General features: G+C 40.7%; 14 protein-coding genes. 5 read left to right on the top strand and 9 right to left on the bottom strand.

Features of this window, described 5'->3' with window-relative positions; translation table 11 throughout:
• Entirely contained in the window at window positions 1-1050 is a 1050-nt protein-coding gene (locus CWC30_RS02980; RefSeq protein WP_138626382.1) for a formimidoylglutamase, read from the bottom strand.
• Window position 1051: 1 nt separating this feature from the next.
• A complete protein-coding gene (gene rraA / locus CWC30_RS02975; protein ID WP_008115004.1) occupies window positions 1052-1549 on the bottom strand; it encodes a ribonuclease E activity regulator RraA in 498 nt (165 codons plus the stop codon).
• Window positions 1550-1976: 427 nt separating this feature from the next.
• On the opposite strand from rraA, the gene CWC30_RS02970 reads away from it, so the two are divergent.
• The gene (locus CWC30_RS02970) at window positions 1977-3857 is read left to right on the top strand and encodes a methyl-accepting chemotaxis protein (protein WP_138626381.1); all 1881 of its coding nucleotides are present in this window, start codon (window positions 1977-1979) and stop codon (window positions 3855-3857) included.
• A 70-nt stretch (window positions 3858-3927) separates the two neighbouring features.
• Here CWC30_RS02970 and CWC30_RS02965 read toward each other — a convergent pair whose 3' ends face one another.
• The 5 genes from CWC30_RS02965 to priA all read right to left on the bottom strand — a co-directional run bounded on the left by CWC30_RS02965 (window position 3928) and on the right by priA (window position 9039).
• Window positions 3928-4302 (bottom strand): gamma-butyrobetaine hydroxylase family protein, encoded by a 375-nt coding sequence (locus CWC30_RS02965; protein ID WP_036981078.1) that lies wholly within the window; start codon window positions 4300-4302, stop codon window positions 3928-3930.
• Window positions 4303-4367: 65 nt separating this feature from the next.
• Entirely contained in the window at window positions 4368-5696 is a 1329-nt protein-coding gene (gene hslU / locus CWC30_RS02960; RefSeq protein ID WP_013463899.1) for an ATP-dependent protease ATPase subunit HslU, read from the bottom strand.
• Window positions 5697-5708: 12 nt separating this feature from the next.
• Window positions 5709-6227, bottom strand: coding sequence for an ATP-dependent protease subunit HslV (gene hslV / locus CWC30_RS02955; RefSeq protein WP_008115012.1), 519 nt, complete (start codon window positions 6225-6227; stop codon window positions 5709-5711).
• 80 nt (window positions 6228-6307) lie between these two features.
• Window positions 6308-6835, bottom strand: a complete 528-nt coding sequence (locus tag CWC30_RS02950; protein ID WP_028834485.1) for an SPOR domain-containing protein — start codon at window positions 6833-6835, stop codon at window positions 6308-6310.
• A gap of 20 nt (window positions 6836-6855) precedes the next feature.
• Window positions 6856-9039 carry a primosomal protein N' gene (gene priA / locus CWC30_RS02945; protein ID WP_138626380.1) on the bottom strand — a complete coding sequence of 728 codons (2184 nt, stop codon included), beginning with the start codon at window positions 9037-9039 and terminating at the stop codon, window positions 6856-6858.
• A gap of 230 nt (window positions 9040-9269) precedes the next feature.
• Between priA and rpmE the strand changes: the two genes are divergently transcribed.
• The gene (gene rpmE, locus CWC30_RS02940; protein ID WP_008115018.1) at window positions 9270-9485 is read left to right on the top strand and encodes a 50S ribosomal protein L31; all 216 of its coding nucleotides are present in this window, start codon (window positions 9270-9272) and stop codon (window positions 9483-9485) included.
• Between the two features lie 524 nt (window positions 9486-10009).
• The gene (locus CWC30_RS02935; protein ID WP_013463901.1) at window positions 10010-11251 is read left to right on the top strand and encodes a malic enzyme-like NAD(P)-binding protein; all 1242 of its coding nucleotides are present in this window, start codon (window positions 10010-10012) and stop codon (window positions 11249-11251) included.
• Window positions 11252-11318: 67 nt separating this feature from the next.
• On the opposite strand, the gene metJ is transcribed toward CWC30_RS02935, so the two are convergent.
• Window positions 11319-11639: a met regulon transcriptional regulator MetJ gene (metJ, locus tag CWC30_RS02930; RefSeq protein ID WP_008115021.1), complete on the bottom strand. Its 321-nt coding sequence runs from the start codon at window positions 11637-11639 to the stop codon at window positions 11319-11321.
• Window positions 11640-11837: 198 nt separating this feature from the next.
• On the opposite strand from metJ, the gene metB reads away from it, so the two are divergent.
• Window positions 11838-13085 carry a cystathionine gamma-synthase gene (metB, locus tag CWC30_RS02925; protein ID WP_069438812.1) on the top strand — a complete coding sequence of 416 codons (1248 nt, stop codon included), beginning with the start codon at window positions 11838-11840 and terminating at the stop codon, window positions 13083-13085.
• 49 nt (window positions 13086-13134) lie between these two features.
• Complete coding sequence (metL, locus tag CWC30_RS02920; protein ID WP_036983361.1) at window positions 13135-15480, top strand: bifunctional aspartate kinase/homoserine dehydrogenase II; 2346 nt, start codon at window positions 13135-13137, stop codon at window positions 15478-15480.
• 48 nt (window positions 15481-15528) lie between these two features.
• Here the strand turns inward: metL and CWC30_RS02915 are convergent, their stop codons facing one another.
• Window positions 15529-18003, bottom strand: a complete 2475-nt coding sequence (locus tag CWC30_RS02915; protein WP_138626379.1) for a penicillin-binding protein 1A — start codon at window positions 18001-18003, stop codon at window positions 15529-15531.
• Between the last annotated feature and the right edge of the window lie 28 nt (window positions 18004-18031).

The following is an 18031-nucleotide window of genomic DNA, read 5'->3' as shown; positions in this document are numbered from 1 at the left end:
TTAAATTTTTTGCTTTGTTTGCAGGTAGGTATTTACTAAGGCGCTGATAACTTGACCACATTGTAATTTACCCGCAGCAAGAGAGTGAGGATGTTGCGACGGTGCTGCTTCGCATAAATGTAAATAAGCACTGTGATGATTACTTGCAGCTAAATAAACATAATGCTCGCCATCGCTAACATCAAAACCGCAATAATTAAATGCGCTTGCAGGCATGTTGGTTAGGCTATCTAAATCAACTTCTATTCCTAACGGTGCGTTATCAAATGCGTTTAGTGCATTGTTAGTTGCCTCCGTTAAACTTATTTCTCGCCTAACATTAATCGCTTGATAGCTGGTGAAACTAAATTTTGCACTTTGCATCGCATTAAAAATTTGTTGATTATTTTTAAGCTCATGTAAGCCAATTACATGGTAACTGTTAAGGTGCTGCTCTTGATAGGCGTAGTGAAAACCATTGCCACTGTGTCTGCCTTCACACTCTCTAAAGTCGGCATGGGGGTCTAAATTAATGGCGTTAATTGCGCTGTTTTTATATTTTGCAAGCGAGCGAATAATACCTAAGCAGTTGTTATGTCCGCCACCAATAATGATGGGTTCAAGACCGGCTTTAAAAATCATGCTTAAAATTGCTTCAACCCGCACATCAATCTCAGCGCACAACTGACGTAATTGGTCTAAATCGAGAGGATTTTGGTTATCAAGCGGGTGTACTTGTTCCATTAAGTCATCAAGGTTTACTTCGCCAAGGAGTAACACTTTTTGCATGGCAATAGCGTGATTGTGAGGTTGGTTTAAAAAGTGTTGTAAAAAAGCGGGCCAAGCATGCTGTGCTCCGCCTTTACCTAAATTGGCTCTAGGTCCAATGTCTTCGCAAACGCCCAGTAAAACAAAGCGCATACCAAACTGTGCAGCATCAGTAAGCGCTTGTTGTATATTAACGTTTTCGTCAAGTAATGCCATTGACTGCCACGCTTTTTGTTCACCTGCACGGTTAGAACAAATGCGCTTGAGCGTGCTTTCGTTATATACTTTAAGGTGAGCTGTCACGCTACAGCTCTATTATTTCTAGCTCTAATTCTTCAGCAGAAAGTACAATACCTGTACTGTCGGCATAAACAAAATCATCATCGAAAAATGATACACCCGCAAAGTTAACGCCTATGCCGCTTTCACCCGCGCCTTCACTGTCAGCTGCAACCGGAATTGATCCAATGGCTTGAATTCCTAAATCCAGTTCTTCAAGTTCATCAACATGGCGCAGTGCACCATATACAATAATACCTTGCCAATTGTTTTCAAGTGCCAGCTCAGCCAGTTCAATATCAATTAAGGCTCTGCGAGTGGAGCCTCCACCATCAATAAGTAAAATCTGATCTGTACCATCTTGAGAAAGCAATTGACGGATCAGTTCATTATTTTCAAAACATTTTACCGTTTTAATGCGGCCACCAAAACTGTGTCGACCACCAAAGTTGATGAACATAGGTTCAAGCACGTCAACCACATCAGCGAAATGGTCACATAAATCAGAAGTGCTGTAATCCATTATTTTATCCTCAAAAGATACATAAGTTAGTAACTTAGTATACCCTCCTTATATTCAATAACAACGACTTAATTGCAGTAAATTTAGCCAGAAATAGAACTAAATCAATAACACGACTCATAATTTTTTAATAAAATTGTCATCTTTATAAATAAATTTTTTTAAGCTATGGACTGAGCGCTTATAAGTGCGAGAGATGTAAGTTCTGATTGGCGAGACTGTTAAAATTAAATAATACTGTGATCAGGCCGATGATTATATTGTCCATTTGTATAAAGGGAGTTTGTAAATGGTTAAATTTTACTGGTAGCCCTTTTTTATGGTTTTTAATGATAGGCATTATTGTTTATTTCATGTAACAAAATTATGTTAATACAAGAAAGCATCACGTTATACTGAACTGGCAAATTTAATTTAGGTATTTACAATGAACTTTTTACAGAATCTAACGATTAAACGTCGTTTACAATTTAATGCATTAATCGTTGGCTTAGCCATGATTGTTATGCTGTGCATCATCATTTATGAAGCACGTATTATGCTTAAATTAAATGAAACTATTCAGTACGCTGAAGAGCTAGATGTGCATGAGCTTTCGATGCGTAAATACGAAAAAGACTTTTTGTTTTACAAAGATGAGTCTAGTTTAGAGCTATTTGCACAAGAATATAAAAAACTACAATTTAAACTAGAAAAGCTATCTGTTTTATCTGCAGATTTAAATATTGCTACGGCTCAGGTCAATCAATTTTCTACGTTAACCCAACAGTACTATGATGACTTTCAAAATGTTGTAAAACTACAGCGTAAAATCGGGTTGCACCCAAAAGACGCTTTATATGGCGAGCTGCGAGAAGCAGTTCATAAAATAGAAACATTGCTTAGTGAGCAAAATAATTACCAATTACTCACCACTATGCTACAGCTACGCCGAGCTGAAAAAGATTTTATGTTACGTTTAGATACCAAGTATTTAGATCGATTTAATAAATTAGCAAGCGAGTTGAAACAACAAGTAAATGCTGCAGAGCTACCCAATAATACACGTAATCAATTAGCCTCGTTAATGGCTAACTACCAAAATAAATTTACTGCATTGGTAGAGGCGCAGGTGGAATTAGGCGTCGATTTAGATTCGGGTGCCCTAGGGAAAATGAGAATAAGCGTCAAGAAAAGTGATGAAGTGGTTACTTTGATCACTAATGCGACTAAACAGCAAGTAACTGAAACGGCGCAGCAGGCGCAATTATTAGCAATAGTCATATTTATAATTGCAGGTATCATCGTTATGCTACTTGTGTACTTAACCAGTCGTTCAATTATCCAGCCTATTGAAAAAGTTTATCAAGCAATAGATCAGATCAGACGAAACAATGACTTAAGCTTATTCATAGAGCACAAAGGGAAAGGTGAAGTAACGAGGATGACCATAGACTTTAATAGTTTAATTAGTGACTTTAAAGATCTCATCTATGAAGTAAATACGGCTCTAACAACGCTTAATATAGCAACAGAGAATCTATCTGAAACAACCTCAGCGACAAGCTCTGGTATGCAAGAGCAATTACATGAAGCGGATATGGTAGCAACCGCTGCTACAGAAATGCAGGCAACGATTCAAGATATTTCACACAATACTGAAGCCGCCGCTAAAAAAGCTGAATCGACCAATGTAAGCGCCCAGCAAGGTCAGGTTGAAGTTGAGTCAACCATTAAGCATATTAATGCCTTATCTGATTCACTTGGTAAAGCTTCCAGCGTGGTGTCTCAGCTAGAAAAAGATGGTGAAACCATAGGTTCTGTGCTTGATGTGATACGTGCGATTGCAGAGCAAACTAATTTACTTGCTTTAAATGCTGCCATTGAAGCGGCGAGAGCGGGTGAACAAGGTCGTGGCTTTGCGGTTGTTGCAGATGAAGTGCGCTCACTTGCACAGCGTACGCAGGAGTCAACCAGCGAAATAGAAGGCATTATTAACACCCTACAACAGCGTACTCAAGAAGTTGTGAGTATCATGCACCAATGTCGTACTCAAGGTGGCGAAAGTGCTACACAAGCAACAAAAGCGGGTGAGCTGCTAGGATCAATTACCATTGATGTGCAAACTATTATGGAAATGAGTACACATATTGCTACTGCTATTGATGAGCAAAGTCAGGTGGCTTCTGAGGTAAATAAAAACGTGGTCCGTATTCGAGATATTGCAGAGGGGGCTGCGGCTCACTCACAAACTAATGCGCAAACCAGTGAAGAGGTCTCTGAGCAAGCAAGGGTACTTCATCAAGCAATTTCAAAATATAAGGTTTAACTACTAACAGAAAAAAGTGGCTTAATTGCCGCTTTTTTCTCATTCACAGAGTATAAGTTCAGACTAAATACTAGGGGACAAACTTTATGGGTACGCTGTCTTTGTTGTTTTCATGTTGTTTAACACGTTCTAAATACGTATCCCATAAGCTCGTTTGTTCAGCTTGTAACTTAGCAAAATATTGCCAGCTGAACAGCCCGCTATTATGGCCATCGTCAAACTCTAAACGTAACGCGTAATGCCCTACTGGCGTAATGGTTTTAATTCCCACTGCTTGTTTATTTAGTACTAACTTCATAGGCTCAGTTCCATGGCCTTGAACCTCTGCTGAGGGAGAGTGTACCCGTAAAAACTCAGCGCTAAATATAACTTCAGAGTTATCATCAAAATAAACATCTAAATTTTTACTCACACTATGATAGTGCACTTTTGTAACTTGTTTCATCGTCATCTCGCTTACAAAAAAGCCTCCATATTGGAGGCTTTTAGTATAACTGTTTGTGTTTTCAATTAAAGAATAAAACGACTTAAGTCTTCATCTTCAACTAGCGCACCTAAGTGTTTTTCAACGTAGGCGGCATCAATAACAAGGCTTGAACCCGCTTTTTCAGAAGCGTCATATGAAATCTCTTCCATTAGCCTTTCCATAACTGTATGAAGGCGACGCGCACCGATATTTTCGGTTTTTTCGTTTACTTGCCATGCTGCCTTAGCAATACGCTCAATTGCGTCGTCGCTAAATTCAATAGCGACTTGTTCTGTTTTGAGTAGCTCGCGTTGTTGCTCAGTAAGTGACGCGTGTGGCTCAGTTAATATACGTTTAAAGTCATCGGCTGTGAGTGCTTCAAGTTCAACACGAATAGGTAAACGGCCTTGTAACTCAGGGATCATGTCTGATGGTTTAGACATTTGGAATGCGCCTGAGGCAATAAACAACATGTGGTCAGTTTTTACCATGCCGTGCTTGGTATTAACGGTAGAGCCTTCAATAAGCGGAAGTAAATCACGTTGTACACCTTCACGACTTACATCTGGGCCAGAGGCTTCACCACGTTTACAAATTTTGTCTATTTCATCAATAAACACAATGCCGTTTTGCTCTACTGCAAAAATGGCCTGTTCTTTTAATTCTTCAGGATTAACCAGTTTACCGGCTTCTTCTTCAGTAAGTAACTTAAACGCTTCTTTAATTTTAAGCTTACGCTTAGTGCGTTTATCACCACCCATGTTTTGAAACATTCCCTGTAACTGGTTGGTCATTTCTTCCATACCAGGAGGAGCCATAATTTCAATATTAGGTTGAGCTTGGGCTAAATCAATATCAATTTCTTTGTCATCTAATTGGCCTTCGCGTAACTTTTTACGAAACGATTGGCGTGTCGATGAATTTTCATCGCGCTGAACTTCACCGTATTGATCTTTCGCTGGAGGCAGTAATACATCTAAAATACGTTCTTCAGCCGCTTCTTCAGCGCGATGTTTGAACTTTTTAGTTTGTTGCTCTCGTGTCATTTTAATTGAAACATCAACTAAATCACGGATGATAGTTTCAACTTCTTTGCCGACATAACCTACTTCTGTAAATTTAGTGGCTTCAACTTTAATAAAAGGTGCGTTGGCAAGCTTTGCTAAACGACGAGCAATCTCAGTTTTACCTACACCCGTAGGGCCAATCATTAAGATGTTTTTTGGCGTTACTTCTGCGCGTAAGTCTTCGTTTAACTGCATACGGCGCCAGCGATTACGAAGGGCAATAGCAACCGCTTTTTTCGCTTTAGCTTGGCCAATAATATGTTGGTCTAGCTCATGAACAATTTCTCTTGGGGTCATATCAGACATAGCGAGTTCCTATTACAATTCTTCGATAGTTTGGAAGTTATTCGTAAATACACAGATGTTGCCAGCAATTGTTAGACTTTTCTCTACAATTTCACGAGCACTTAAGTCGGTATTTTCTAATAAGGCGGTTGCAGCTGATTGCGCAAAGTTACCGCCGCTGCCAATTGCGATTAGGTCGTTTTCTGGTTGCACCACGTCACCGTTGCCGGTAATAATTAGCGAAGCTGTTTCATCAGCAACAGCAAGTAAAGCTTCAAGTTTACGCAGGGCACGATCGCTACGCCAATCTTTAGCCATTTCTACAGCCGCTTTAGTGAGGTTACCTTGGTGCATTTCTAGTTTGCTTTCAAAACGTTCGAAAAGAGTAAAGGCATCAGCAGTGCCGCCAGCAAACCCAGCGATAACTTTGCCATTATAAAGACGTCGAACTTTTCGGGCATTGCCCTTCATTACTGTGTTACCAAGAGATACTTGGCCGTCACCACCAATAACAACTTTGTCATCACGGCGTACACTTACGATTGTAGTCATGTTATTCCTCATCATCGCGCTGCAAGGGGCAGCGCGTAAAAAACGATTATGAAGAGGTTATATGGGTGAATGGTTTAAATTCAAGTCCAGCCCCAAATTCCGCAGCCGACAATATTAATTCGTTTAAGTTTGTTCTTGTCACTTTCTGCATGACGCTTGGTTTCATAAGGCCCTAAACGCACTTTGTACCAAATACCATTGCTGCCTGTGGTTTTTTTGATTTCTGAAATTAATCCTGCAAACGCTATTTTAGCTTTTAAGGTTTCAGCTTGCTGATGGGTTCTAAATGAACCACATTGCATGACATAAGGACCTTTTTGTTCAAGTTCTTTTACTTCAACCTGAATCTCATGCTCTTTAATTTCTTTAATAAATTTAGGTGGCCGCGGTTTAGCTATTTCTACTTGTTTTTCGGGTGTTGGATTTGCTTGCTTTTCAACAAGCTCTGGATCGGCATTGTTTTTAACAAACCAGAGTCCGTATGCAAAACCACCGACTAGTAACAAGGCAATAATGATTAACAAAAACGGGAAGGGTTTTTTTGCCGGCTCTTGTTTAGTGTTTTTTCTATTTTTTGGTTTTTTATTAATATAATCGTGCTGTGCCATGGTGTTATATGTGGCCTTACCTAAATCATGTCTGTAGGGTCTACGTCTAAACTCCAGCGAACTTTTTGTGCAAGTTTGCTAGTGCTGAGATAATCAACCATTTGCGCGAGATACTGATGTAGTATGCGTCGATCTTGCGCTTGAATATGTAATTGAAAACGATACATTCCCGCAATTTTTTCTAAAGGCGCGGGGATCGGTCCGAGCAATTGTATACCAGATACCCCATTGACAGGAACCAAATCCGTTAGAAAGTCGACGACTTGCTTTATGTTATGCCCTTGTGCGCGAACAATTGCCATACTTGTAATAGGTGGCAACTGTGCATCACTTCGCTCAGTGAGTGCAAAGCGGGCAAAATCTTGATAGCCATTATTAACTAAGTCTTGTAATAAGGGGTGCTCAGGAAAGTGCGTTTGTAATAATACTTCACCGGGTTCGCCAGAACGTCCCGCGCGTCCTGCAACTTGTGTTACTAATTGTGCTAAATGCTCAGTAGCCCTAAAGTCACACGAATACAAACCACTATCGACATCTAAAATAAGTACTAGGCTAACATCAGCAAAATGATGGCCTTTTGCCAGCATTTGCGTACCAACTAAAATACGTGCGCCGCCTTGGTTTATTTCATCCAGTGCTTTTTCAAGGCTACCTTTACGCCGAGTTGAGTCACGGTCGATACGGCTGATCGGGGTGTCTGCAAATTCACTACTTAAAAACTCTTCTATTTGCTCGGTGCCTTTGCCGTTAGGAAATATTTGCGTACTGCCACAGTCAGGGCATTGATGCGGTACATGATATTGATCGCCACAATGGTGGCAAATCATTTGGCCTATTGCCTTATGGAAAGTCGCACTGGTGCTGCATCGGCTACATTCACTCAACCAACCACATTCATGACAAATCAAGGTAGGAGAAAACCCACGGCGATTTAAAAATACCATCACCTGCTTTCCTCTATTTAGGTGCTGGCGCATTATTGCAAGACTGGCATGCGCAATACCGGCTCGATCAGGCTGACCTTTCATGTCGAGCAGCTTAAACTGATTATCGGTGGCGGTTTGCGCGCGCTCACTTAATGTGAGTAACTGGTATTTGTTATTAATTGCTTTATGCAGTGTTTCTAATGCCGGCGTGGCGCTACCTAAAATAAGTGGAATTTGATGCTGATAGGCACGATACGCAGCTAAATCACGGGCATGATAGCGTAAAGTGTCTTGTTGTTTAAATGAGGCATCATGCTCCTCATCAACCACAATCATCCCGAGCTTTAAAAATGGCAGAAAAATACTCGAACGGGTGCCTATAACAATGGCACAACTGCCTTTTTCACAAAAGCGCCATGTTTGTAGACGTTCGTTATCGGTTAATGCCGAGTGCCATAACATAATAGGGGTATCAGGAAAGCGACGTCTAAAACGATTGACCGTTTGAGGCGTTAGCCCTATTTCAGGAACAAGCACTAGCGCCTGTTCGCCACGTTTTAATACTTCTTCTAGGCATTGTAGGTAAACTTCGGTTTTTCCGCTGCCAGTGACACCTTCTAGCAAAAAGCTCTTAAACCCAGTACTTTGATTAATTGCAGTGCAGGCAATGGCTTGCTCTTTATTCAAACGAGGTTTGCTGCCAACCGTTGGCGAGGTATGTTGCCATTGATTGTCGTGTTCAATGGTTTGAATTATTAGCTCTTTATCTAAAAGGGTATCAATGGTTTTTTTATTAAACCCGAGGGCTTTGAGTTCGGTTAATGATGATTTACCGGATGCTGATAATTGCTTAAGCAGATTAAGCTGTGTTTTAGCTTTTAAAGACGGTAAAAGTGCCCCCTTTTCGCTTAATGTCACCATGTTTATACTGGTTTTATCAGGGCACTCACCTTGGCGCAGTGCACTGGGCAATGCAATATGAATAGTTTCACCGAGTGGATAGCAATAATAACGCGCTGTAAACTTCAGTAGCTCTAAATGCTGCGCAGATAACACCGGTGAGTCGTCAATAACTTCAATAATAGATTTTATTTTGCCTTCGGGGACTGCTGTATCCGCTTTTAAGCTAAGAATAACCCCTACTTTACGTTGATTGCCAAAAGGGACTAACGCGCGCATACCAGGCTGTAATTGAGTCAGCGGTACTAATTGCTCATCCACTTTATAATCAAAGGTGCGAGGCAAGGGGACTTTTATTGCAACTTCAGCAAAATGCATAACAACTCAACCAATTAACGTAATGGTTTAATGTACTAAAAATAGCATTAAAAGCCTACCGACAAATCAGTAATGAATAGGTGTTTGCCGACTTTTTAGCAAAAAGGGTAATTAAAGCTTGTGTGCTTGCGGGTTGTTGGATAAAATTCGCGACCAATAAATTTGTTTTAACGACGTATGGTGCCAGACTTCGGGTTTGGAGAGCGATGCGGCCTTAACTAGAGGTTCCTATGAAAGAAGGTATTCACCCTAAGTACGAAGTAATTTCTGCAACTTGTTCATGCGGAAACAAATTCGAAACTCGTTCTACTCTGTGTAAAGACATTCACTTAGACGTATGTTCTGCGTGTCACCCGTTTTACACTGGTAAGCAAAAGATTTTAGACACTGGCGGCCGTGTTGATCGCTTCAACAAGCGCTTCGGTGCACTTAGCAGCAAAAAATAATTTTTTGTTTCTATGTAAAAAAAGCACCTTAGGGTGCTTTTTTTGTGGTCAAAATTTACTTTCCTATCTGCTTTCTTAGCAATTTTGTATTTATTTTTTTTGCATAACTATTTCCTGTTCTTATTCTGAGTATGCATAAACATTTGCAGACAAAACAGCCAATATTCTCTATATTTTTATTTGTTAAACTTTTAAGATGGTACTCAAATGCAGGTAACGTGAGGTTATTTGTGTTTAAAGTTAAATAAAATTCGGTATTTCGCTATTTTAATTTAAGACTAAAAAATACGCTTTATAAAAATAGAACAAGGGCAAAAAGTACCTGTGTTTTTCATTTTTATGACGAATTTATATTTTAAAAATGTCAGGATAATCTAGGGAAGTTGCTGATAAATCACTTAAAATTAACAGTTCTAGCATATAACAGGATAGACCTGATATTGCTTGGAATTTAAAAATAATAAAGGTATCGTAGATTAAAACTACCTCTCACTTTAACTTAAATTGCAGGATATAATCGCGTTATGTCAGATTTTCGTGAACAAGCACTACATTACCATGCCCATCCCGTTCCAGGTAAAATCAGTATTGAGCTGACCAAGCCCGCTGAGACGGTTAAAGACCTCGCGCTCGCATACAGCCCTGGTGTCGCAGAACCTGTTCGTGAAATTGCCGCTGATCCAGCAAATGCCTACAAATATACTGGTAAAGGAAATATGGTTGCGGTTATTACTAACGGCACCGCAATTTTAGGCTTAGGTAATTTAGGTCCACTCGCTTCAAAACCCGTTATGGAAGGTAAAGCGCTACTATTTAAGCGTTTTGCAGGGTTAGACTCTATAGATATTGAAGTTAAGCACCGTACTACCGAAGACTTTATTAACACGGTGGCTAATATTGCCGACACCTTTGGTGGAATTAATTTAGAAGATATTAAAGCGCCAGAGTGTTTTGAAATAGAAAAAGCGCTTATAGAGCGTTGTAGCATTCCTGTTTTTCATGATGATCAGCATGGTACGGCTATTGTAACGGCTGCGGGTATGCTAAACGCGCTGGAAGTACAGGGCAAAGCAATTGAAGATGCAATTATTGTATGTTTAGGTGCCGGCGCTGCAGCTGTTGCCTGTATGGAGCTTTTAATTAAGTGTGGCGCGTTGCGTGAACATATTTATATGTTAGATCGCAAAGGAGTTATTCATACGCGTCGTGATGACTTGAATGAATATAAGCAATTATTTGCAAACAATACCGATAAACGTACTTTACAAGATGTAATTGAAGATGCCGATGTGTTTGTGGGTGTATCGGGCCCTAATTTATTAGCCCCTGAAGATTTAAAATTAATGGCTGATAGACCCGTGGTATTTGCTTGTTCAAACCCCGATCCTGAAATCGATCCGCAATTAGCACACGCTGCACGTAACGATTTAATTATGGCTACAGGTCGCTCTGATTATCCGAATCAAGTTAATAACGTATTGTGTTTTCCGTTTATTTTCCGTGGTGCGTTAGATGTACGTGCCAGTGAAATAAACGACGAGATGAAAATTGCTGCTGTGGAAGCAATTCGCAGTATTGCTAAAGAGCCCGTGCCGACTGAAGTGCTTACTGCCGCAGGCATCGACAAATTAGAGTTTGGTGCTAAATATATTATACCAAAACCAATGGATCCACGTTTGTTACCACGTATAGCTAAAGCGGTTGCGCAGGCGGCGGTAGACTCTGGTGTGGCACAAATTGATATGCCAGAAAACTACATGGCGTAATTGTTACGTGTAAATTAGCGCAAAAAAAACCTCAGCATTTGCTGAGGTTTTTTGTATAAAGACCCTTCTAGTCTTCATTTAAAATAGGCACTTCTAGTCCCATTTCTTGCATTATTTTCTTTACTTCTTCAGGTACTTTTTCTGCGTTATCTTTACGCAAATCATCATCATTAGGCAGCGGTTGCCCGGTAAACGCATGCAAAAACGCTTCGCATAAAAGCTCGCTATTTGTTGCATGACGTAAGTTGTTTATTTGACGACGAGTACGTTCATCAGTTAATACTTTTAATACATTTAGCGGGATCGAAACGGTGATCTTCTTTACTTGTTCGGATTTTTTCCCGTGTTCTGCGTATGGGTGAATATATTCACCATTCCATTTAGCCATAAGATGTATCGTTGCCTCAGATTATAAATTGCTCACACAGCATCAAAGCGTGTAAATATGCGTGAAATTCTATCGGTTTAAAAAAGATAGTCAAATACTAGTTATTTAGCTATCTAGACATTTAAATGTTTTGACATCTTAAATTGCATGCGCTACCTTTTAGACGTCTAAACATCCAAATCAGTAAAGGTAGCGAAAATGAGTGAAAAAAATAAGGCAACAATTGCTGTTCGTAGTGGAATAGAAGCCGACAAGCATCATGGTGCGGTTGTTCCACCGCTTTATTTATCAACAACTTACTCATTTGCTGACTTTGATACAAAGCGCCAATATGATTATGGCCGTAGTGGTAACCCTAATCGTGACATTTTGGCTGAGGCGCTCACGGAGCTTGAAGGTGGCGCTAAAGGCATTATTACCGCAACAGGCATGGCAGCCGTTCACCTAACAACACAATTACTTAATAGTGACGATACGTTAGTGATCCCTCATGACTGTTATGGGGGCAGCTATCGCTTATTTACTTCGCTAGAAAAGCGCGGCTTATTAAAACTAGAAGTGGTCGATTTTACCAAAAGCGACAGTTTGACACGCATCTTTGCTATTAAACCTAAGCTGATTTGGATTGAAACACCTAGCAATCCTATTTTACGCTTAACAGATATTAAAGCAGTAACTGATACAGCTAAACAGTGTGGTGCACTGGTTGCCGCCGACAACACGTTTTTATCGCCAGCATTACAAAACCCGATTAAGTTTGGCGCTGATATTGTGGTGCACTCAACCACAAAATATATCAATGGCCATTCAGACGTTGTTGGTGGCGCGGTTATCGCAGCGACTGCTGAGTTAGGTGAAGAGTTAGCGTGGTGGGCAAATAACATTGGCATCACCGGCGCGCCATTTGATAGCTATTTAACTCTCAGAGGCTTACGTACTTTAAACGTGCGTTTAAGGCAACACCAAGAAAATGCACTCGCCATTGCACAGTATTTAGAACGCTCTCAGTTTGTTGCCCAAGTTTACTACCCAGGTCTTGAATCACACTCTCAACATGCGCTAGCTAAGGCGCAGCAGCTTGGCTTTGGTGCTATGGTTAGTTTTGATATAAAAGGCGATATAAACGATGCTGCAGCGTTTTTAACGCGCTTAAATGAATTTAGCTTAGCGGAATCATTAGGTGGAGTAGAAAGTTTGATTTGTCACCCTGCGACTATGACCCACGCCGGCATGGACGCAACCGCGCGTGCAGAAGCCGGAGTAGGCGACACGCTTATTCGTATCTCGGTGGGTATTGAAGATGTAAATGATTTACTCGCTGACTTAGACAGGGTATTTAATTTGGTGCGCCCAGGGCACGCCGATCCCGGCCTATCGGCAAAAAGTGGTGCTAGTGAATCATTTGGTTCAGCAAAGTTAAACGCGGCGCATCCGGCGTTATGGTAGTGCATACCATTCTTCAAAATACAAAACATAAATGCGAGTCGGTATTAATATGGTAAATCAGGTTCATAAATTTGGTGGTTCGAGTTTAAGCTCAGCGGATCGCTTTAAAAGTGTCGCAAATATTATTTTAACTCACGCTCACGCTGGGGATTGTGTGGTGGTATCGGCCGCCGGTAAAACCACCGATACCTTAGTTAAACTGTGGCAAAGCTATCAACAGCAAGACACTCAAGCTATTGCTGATATTGTATTGCTATTGAGTAACCATCAAATAGCTCTGATTGAGCAATTATTAATAGCTAACGCTAAGCACCATGCGCTTGATTTACTTGAAACTGAGCTCAGTATTATTACCAAGCAGGCTAAGCAAGGGACATTAGCTGAAGCTGCGTTATTAGCACATGGTGAATTGTGGTCTGCAAGGTTACTAAGCGCTTACTTAGAACAGCTTAACGTTAGCGCTTGTGCCCATGACGCTAGGCAGTTATTTACGTTAGATGCCGGACAGCTGCAGCATGCTAATAATCAGCAGCAGTGCTTAAAAGCCATACAGACGAGTAAAATTAATGTAGTTACGGGGTTTATTGCGGCTGATTTACATGGTGAAACAGTGACCTTAGGGCGAAATGGCAGTGATTACAGTGCCACTTTATTAGCGCGGTATTGCAATGCTAAAAAAGTCTCTATTTGGACTGACACTCAAGGTGTTTTTAGTACTGATCCGCGTAAGGTTGCTAATGCGGTTAAGTATGCGCGAGTGTGCCGTGATCAAGCTAATTTATTAGCGAGGTTAGGTAATCCAGTATTACACGCTAAAACATTATCGCCATTAAAAGATACCGATATAGAATTAGTTGTTCGCAGTAGTTACGATCCTCAAGGCAGTCATACCGAAATAGTTAAACTAGGAATGAGTAAACAAAAACGCTTTTTAACCACAGTAAATAATGTGGATTTACTCATTGTTGATGATCTGAGTGAAGGCGAAGTAGCACATGTTAGCCAACTTATTCAGCATAGTTTGCATCACTTTGAACACGAAGGCGAAATCTACTTACTAGTCCCTGCGTCAGCGACACATCAGGTGGCTAATTATTTTGCTGGCCGCGCCAATATTAGTGAGTCAAACTTAAATGGGGTGGCGATTATTGCACCTGATCAAGAGGTAGCGCCGCTTGGTAAGCAAAGTGAAGCCTTATTACAAACACAATCTATCCAGCCTCGGTTTACCCATTACGGTGAGGGATATACGTTACTATTAACCGATCAAGTACTTGAAAGTGATGTGCTGAGCCTGTTACATGACAAGCTCATTAATAAAGCACAAGAAATAGCTATAATTATTGCAGGACTTGGTAATGTAGGTGCTGAGTTTATGCGCCAATTACCTGCTCAACTAGCACGCTTATCAACTGATTTTAACGTCAAGTTAGTAGCGCTTTTACGCTCAGAGCAGATGCTGGTGAATGCTAATGGGTTAGACTGTGAAAGCTGGCAACTTCAATGGGAAAACCATGCAAGCTCCTATAAACAAGCCGATTTATTGTCATACATAGATACTCTTGAGTATGAACATAAAATAGTGATCGACATGACCGCAAGTGAATATTTTAGTCAGCTTTATAGTAAGTTAGTTGAATTAAACTGCCATCTAATTAGTGCTAATAAATACGCGGGAACCGCATCGCTTTCGTGGTATCAAACACTACGTGAAAGCCTTGCTCAACGTGGCTTACATTGGCGTTATAATGCAAGTGTAGGGGCCGGACTACCGATTAATTTTGCCTTGGCTGATTTACAAAATAGTGGCGATAAAATAACGCGAATAGAAGGCGTATTTTCAGGCACGCTGTCATGGTTATGCAGTATGTATGATGGCAGTAAAGCGTTTTCAGATTTAGTTCTAGAAGCGCAAGCTTTGGGGTTCACAGAGCCTGATCCTCGAGAAGACTTATCTGGACGAGATATGCAACGTAAGTTGCTTATTTTAGCGCGTGAATTAGGTATTGAATTGGAACTTGATGACATTTCTTTATCCGCATTGATGCCCGATGAGTTAAGTGCTGGCAGCTGGAATGACTTTATTGATAACAAGGCTCGTTTAGATGCGTTTATTGAGCAGCATGCGCAAGCGGCTCAGCAACAAAATGCTGCACTGTGCTACACCGGGTTATTAGAGTTTGAAAACAACACGCTAAACGCTAAGGTAGGGATTGCCTATGTACCAAAAAGCGAAGCGGTTGCGAATTTGACCCCTGGCGATAATATTTTTGTGATTAATACCCAGTGGTATAACCAAAACGCATTAGTGATACAAGGCCCCGGTGCGGGTAAAGAAGTGACTGCTGCTGGCGTTCACTCTGACTTATACTGGCTGGTACAAAATATTAGTTAGACCATCAAAAAGGCCGCTAATTAGCGGCCTTTTCATTGTTCACTATATTTAAAATAGCTCTTCTTCAGTTTTAGTGTTTTCTTCAAATATATCATTTGGTTGTGATAATACATACTTGGTAGGAGCGGTGCCTTTTTCAAAGTATTCAAAACGGCTGGTGTAATCGTTTTTATGACTTAATAACCCGGTTTCTAAATCAATACGAATAGAAACTAAGCCTTCAGGTGGTTCGATCGGCGCAGCAGGTTTACCATCCAGTGCAGCGCGCATAAAATCAACCCATGCAGGCTGAGCTGTTTTTGCGCCTGACTCAGCACCTGATATTTGACCACTTCCTAAGTTGTTATTGTAGGTTGAGCGTCCCAGTGTATTACCTGGGTTATCAAAGCCAACCCAAACTGATGTCATCACATCGCGGTTAAAGCCACTAAACCAAGTATCTACAGAATCATTAGTCGTGCCTGTTTTACCAGAAAGATCGCGACGTTTTAGCGCTTGTGCACGCCAGCCTGTTCCACTCCAACCGGTTTTATGTGACCAGCTACCGCCACCCCAAATAGCACTATTCATTGCGCTGGCAATTAAAAATGCATTTTGTTTAGAGATGATCTGCGGCGCACAATTTGGTGCTACTTGCTCACCTAGCATTAGCGAGCTAGGTGTTGTCGTTTCATCATCACAAATAATGGTGGGATTGGTTTTAAATAACGTATTACCCATTGCATCTTGGATTTGTGAAATAAAGTACGGCTCAATTAGGTGACCGCCATTAGCAAAAGCACTCATCCCACGAGCTAATTCAAGCGGCGTAATGGATGCACTGCCTAATGCCAGTGACTCACTACGATTTATATCTTTATCGTCAAAACCAAATTTTAATAAATGATCGGCTGTTCTTTGCAGTCCAACGCCCCTTAATAAGCGTACGGAAATTACATTCTTAGATTGGGCTAAAGCACGACGAATGCGAATTGGACCATTATAAATAGCTGGGCTGTTTTTTGGTCGCCATGCAACGCCTTGGCTCTTATCCCATTGATTTATAGGAGCATCATTTAAAATTGACGCTAGTGTGTAGCCTTTTTCAAGCGCAGCTGAATATATAAACGGCTTAATATTTGAGCCTACTTGGCGTTTAGCTTGTACAGCTCGGTTGTATTGGCTTTGTTCAAAACTATATCCACCAACAATGGCTTTTATGCGCCCGTCTTGTGGGTCTAAAGAAACAATGGCGCTCGCCGCTTCAGGTATTTGACTTAAAATATAGCTATTATCGTCATTTTTGCGCAGCCATATTTGCATGCCTGGGGTTAATATATCGCTTGCTGTTTCAGGCGCAAAGCTTTGGCGATAGCGTGTAATAAACTTACGTGCCCATTTTAGGTTATCCCAAGTAAGGGTTGTGCGCTCGCCGCTTTTAAGTATAACTTCAGCGCTTTTATCGCTCACGCTTAACACCGCAGCCGTTTTTAAAGGGCCAAATTCATTAACAGCTTTTAAAGTATTTAATAATTTCGACTGCGTTAATGGCGGCTCTGTTTGCGGATCCCACAATATGGCTTCAGGGCCTCTAAAGCCATGGCGCATATCGTAGGCATGTAGGTTATTAACTAGAGCTGTTTGTGCTGCTTTTTGAACATCTGATTCAACAGAAGTGTACACTTTAAACCCTGAGTTATAGGCTTTATCTATACCGTAGCGTGACACCATTTCTGCTCGTACCATTTCTGAAATGTACGGCGCATATAAGTCAATTTCAGCTCCATGAAAATACGCGGTAATTGGTTGGTTAGTGGCTTCATTATACTGCGCTCTTGAAATATACTTCTCTTCAAGCATTCTTCCTAACACCACATTTCTTCTTGCTTTAGCACGTTCTGGATTACGAATAGGATTAAGTGCTGAAGGAGCTTTTGGTAAACCAGCAATCATTGCCATTTGCGCAAGAGTTAACTCTTTTAGTTCTTTACCATAATAAACTTGAGCCGCAGCACCAATACCAAAGGCACGATTTCCTAATTCGATTTTATTTAGGTAAAGCTCAAATATTTCATCTTTTGAGAGGAGGTTTTCGATATGAATGGCAATAAATATTTCTTTTACTTTACGAATGTAGGCTTTTTCTCGTGTTAAAAAGAAGTTACGAGCTAATTGCATGGTAATAGTACTGGCACCTTGCTTTTTCTCACCAGTAGAAATAAGTACTAGTGCTGAGCGCACAATACCAATTGGATCAATACCGATATGATCGTAAAAGCGGTTATCTTCAGTTGCCAAAAAAGCCTGCAATAAAGGCCGGGGAATTTGGTCTATAGTTACAGGGATCCGTCTTTTTTCACCAAATTGGTTGATTAAAAGCCCATCTTTAGTAAATACTTGCATAGGCGTTTGTAATTGCACGTTTTTTAAAACTTGCACGCTGGGAATATCGGATTTAACGTAGTAATAAAGGCTGAGCAATGTAATTAGTGCAAGTAATGCACAAAGGATCAAAAATTGTAAAGTTCTTTTTAATAAAATCACTGATATTTCCCTAAACGGACTCCCAATT

It is taken from the genome of Pseudoalteromonas sp. S4741 (assembly GCF_005886135.1).
GTDB classification, from domain to species: Bacteria; Pseudomonadota; Gammaproteobacteria; order Enterobacterales; family Alteromonadaceae; genus Pseudoalteromonas; species Pseudoalteromonas tetraodonis.
Note: the sequence above shows the minus strand (reverse complement) of the source record. Positions and strands in the feature narration are given on the sequence as shown.

What these genes read in the sequence shown, in the direction of transcription:
- rraA (WP_008115004.1), bottom strand. Translation starts at nt 1,549, where the DNA reads ATGGATTACAGCACTTCTGATTTATGTGACCATTTCGCTGATGTGGTT.
- CWC30_RS02970 (WP_138626381.1), top strand. Translation starts at nt 1,977, where the DNA reads ATGAACTTTTTACAGAATCTAACGATTAAACGTCGTTTACAATTTAAT.
- CWC30_RS02965 (WP_036981078.1), bottom strand. Translation starts at nt 4,302, where the DNA reads ATGAAACAAGTTACAAAAGTGCACTATCATAGTGTGAGTAAAAATTTA.
- hslU (WP_013463899.1), bottom strand. Translation starts at nt 5,696, where the DNA reads ATGTCTGATATGACCCCAAGAGAAATTGTTCATGAGCTAGACCAACAT.
- hslV (WP_008115012.1), bottom strand. Translation starts at nt 6,227, where the DNA reads ATGACTACAATCGTAAGTGTACGCCGTGATGACAAAGTTGTTATTGGT.
- CWC30_RS02950 (WP_028834485.1), bottom strand. Translation starts at nt 6,835, where the DNA reads ATGGCACAGCACGATTATATTAATAAAAAACCAAAAAATAGAAAAAAC.
- priA (WP_138626380.1), bottom strand. Translation starts at nt 9,039, where the DNA reads ATGCATTTTGCTGAAGTTGCAATAAAAGTCCCCTTGCCTCGCACCTTT.
- rpmE (WP_008115018.1), top strand. Translation starts at nt 9,270, where the DNA reads ATGAAAGAAGGTATTCACCCTAAGTACGAAGTAATTTCTGCAACTTGT.
- CWC30_RS02935 (WP_013463901.1), top strand. Translation starts at nt 10,010, where the DNA reads ATGTCAGATTTTCGTGAACAAGCACTACATTACCATGCCCATCCCGTT.
- metJ (WP_008115021.1), bottom strand. Translation starts at nt 11,639, where the DNA reads ATGGCTAAATGGAATGGTGAATATATTCACCCATACGCAGAACACGGG.
- metB (WP_069438812.1), top strand. Translation starts at nt 11,838, where the DNA reads ATGAGTGAAAAAAATAAGGCAACAATTGCTGTTCGTAGTGGAATAGAA.
- metL (WP_036983361.1), top strand. Translation starts at nt 13,135, where the DNA reads ATGGTAAATCAGGTTCATAAATTTGGTGGTTCGAGTTTAAGCTCAGCG.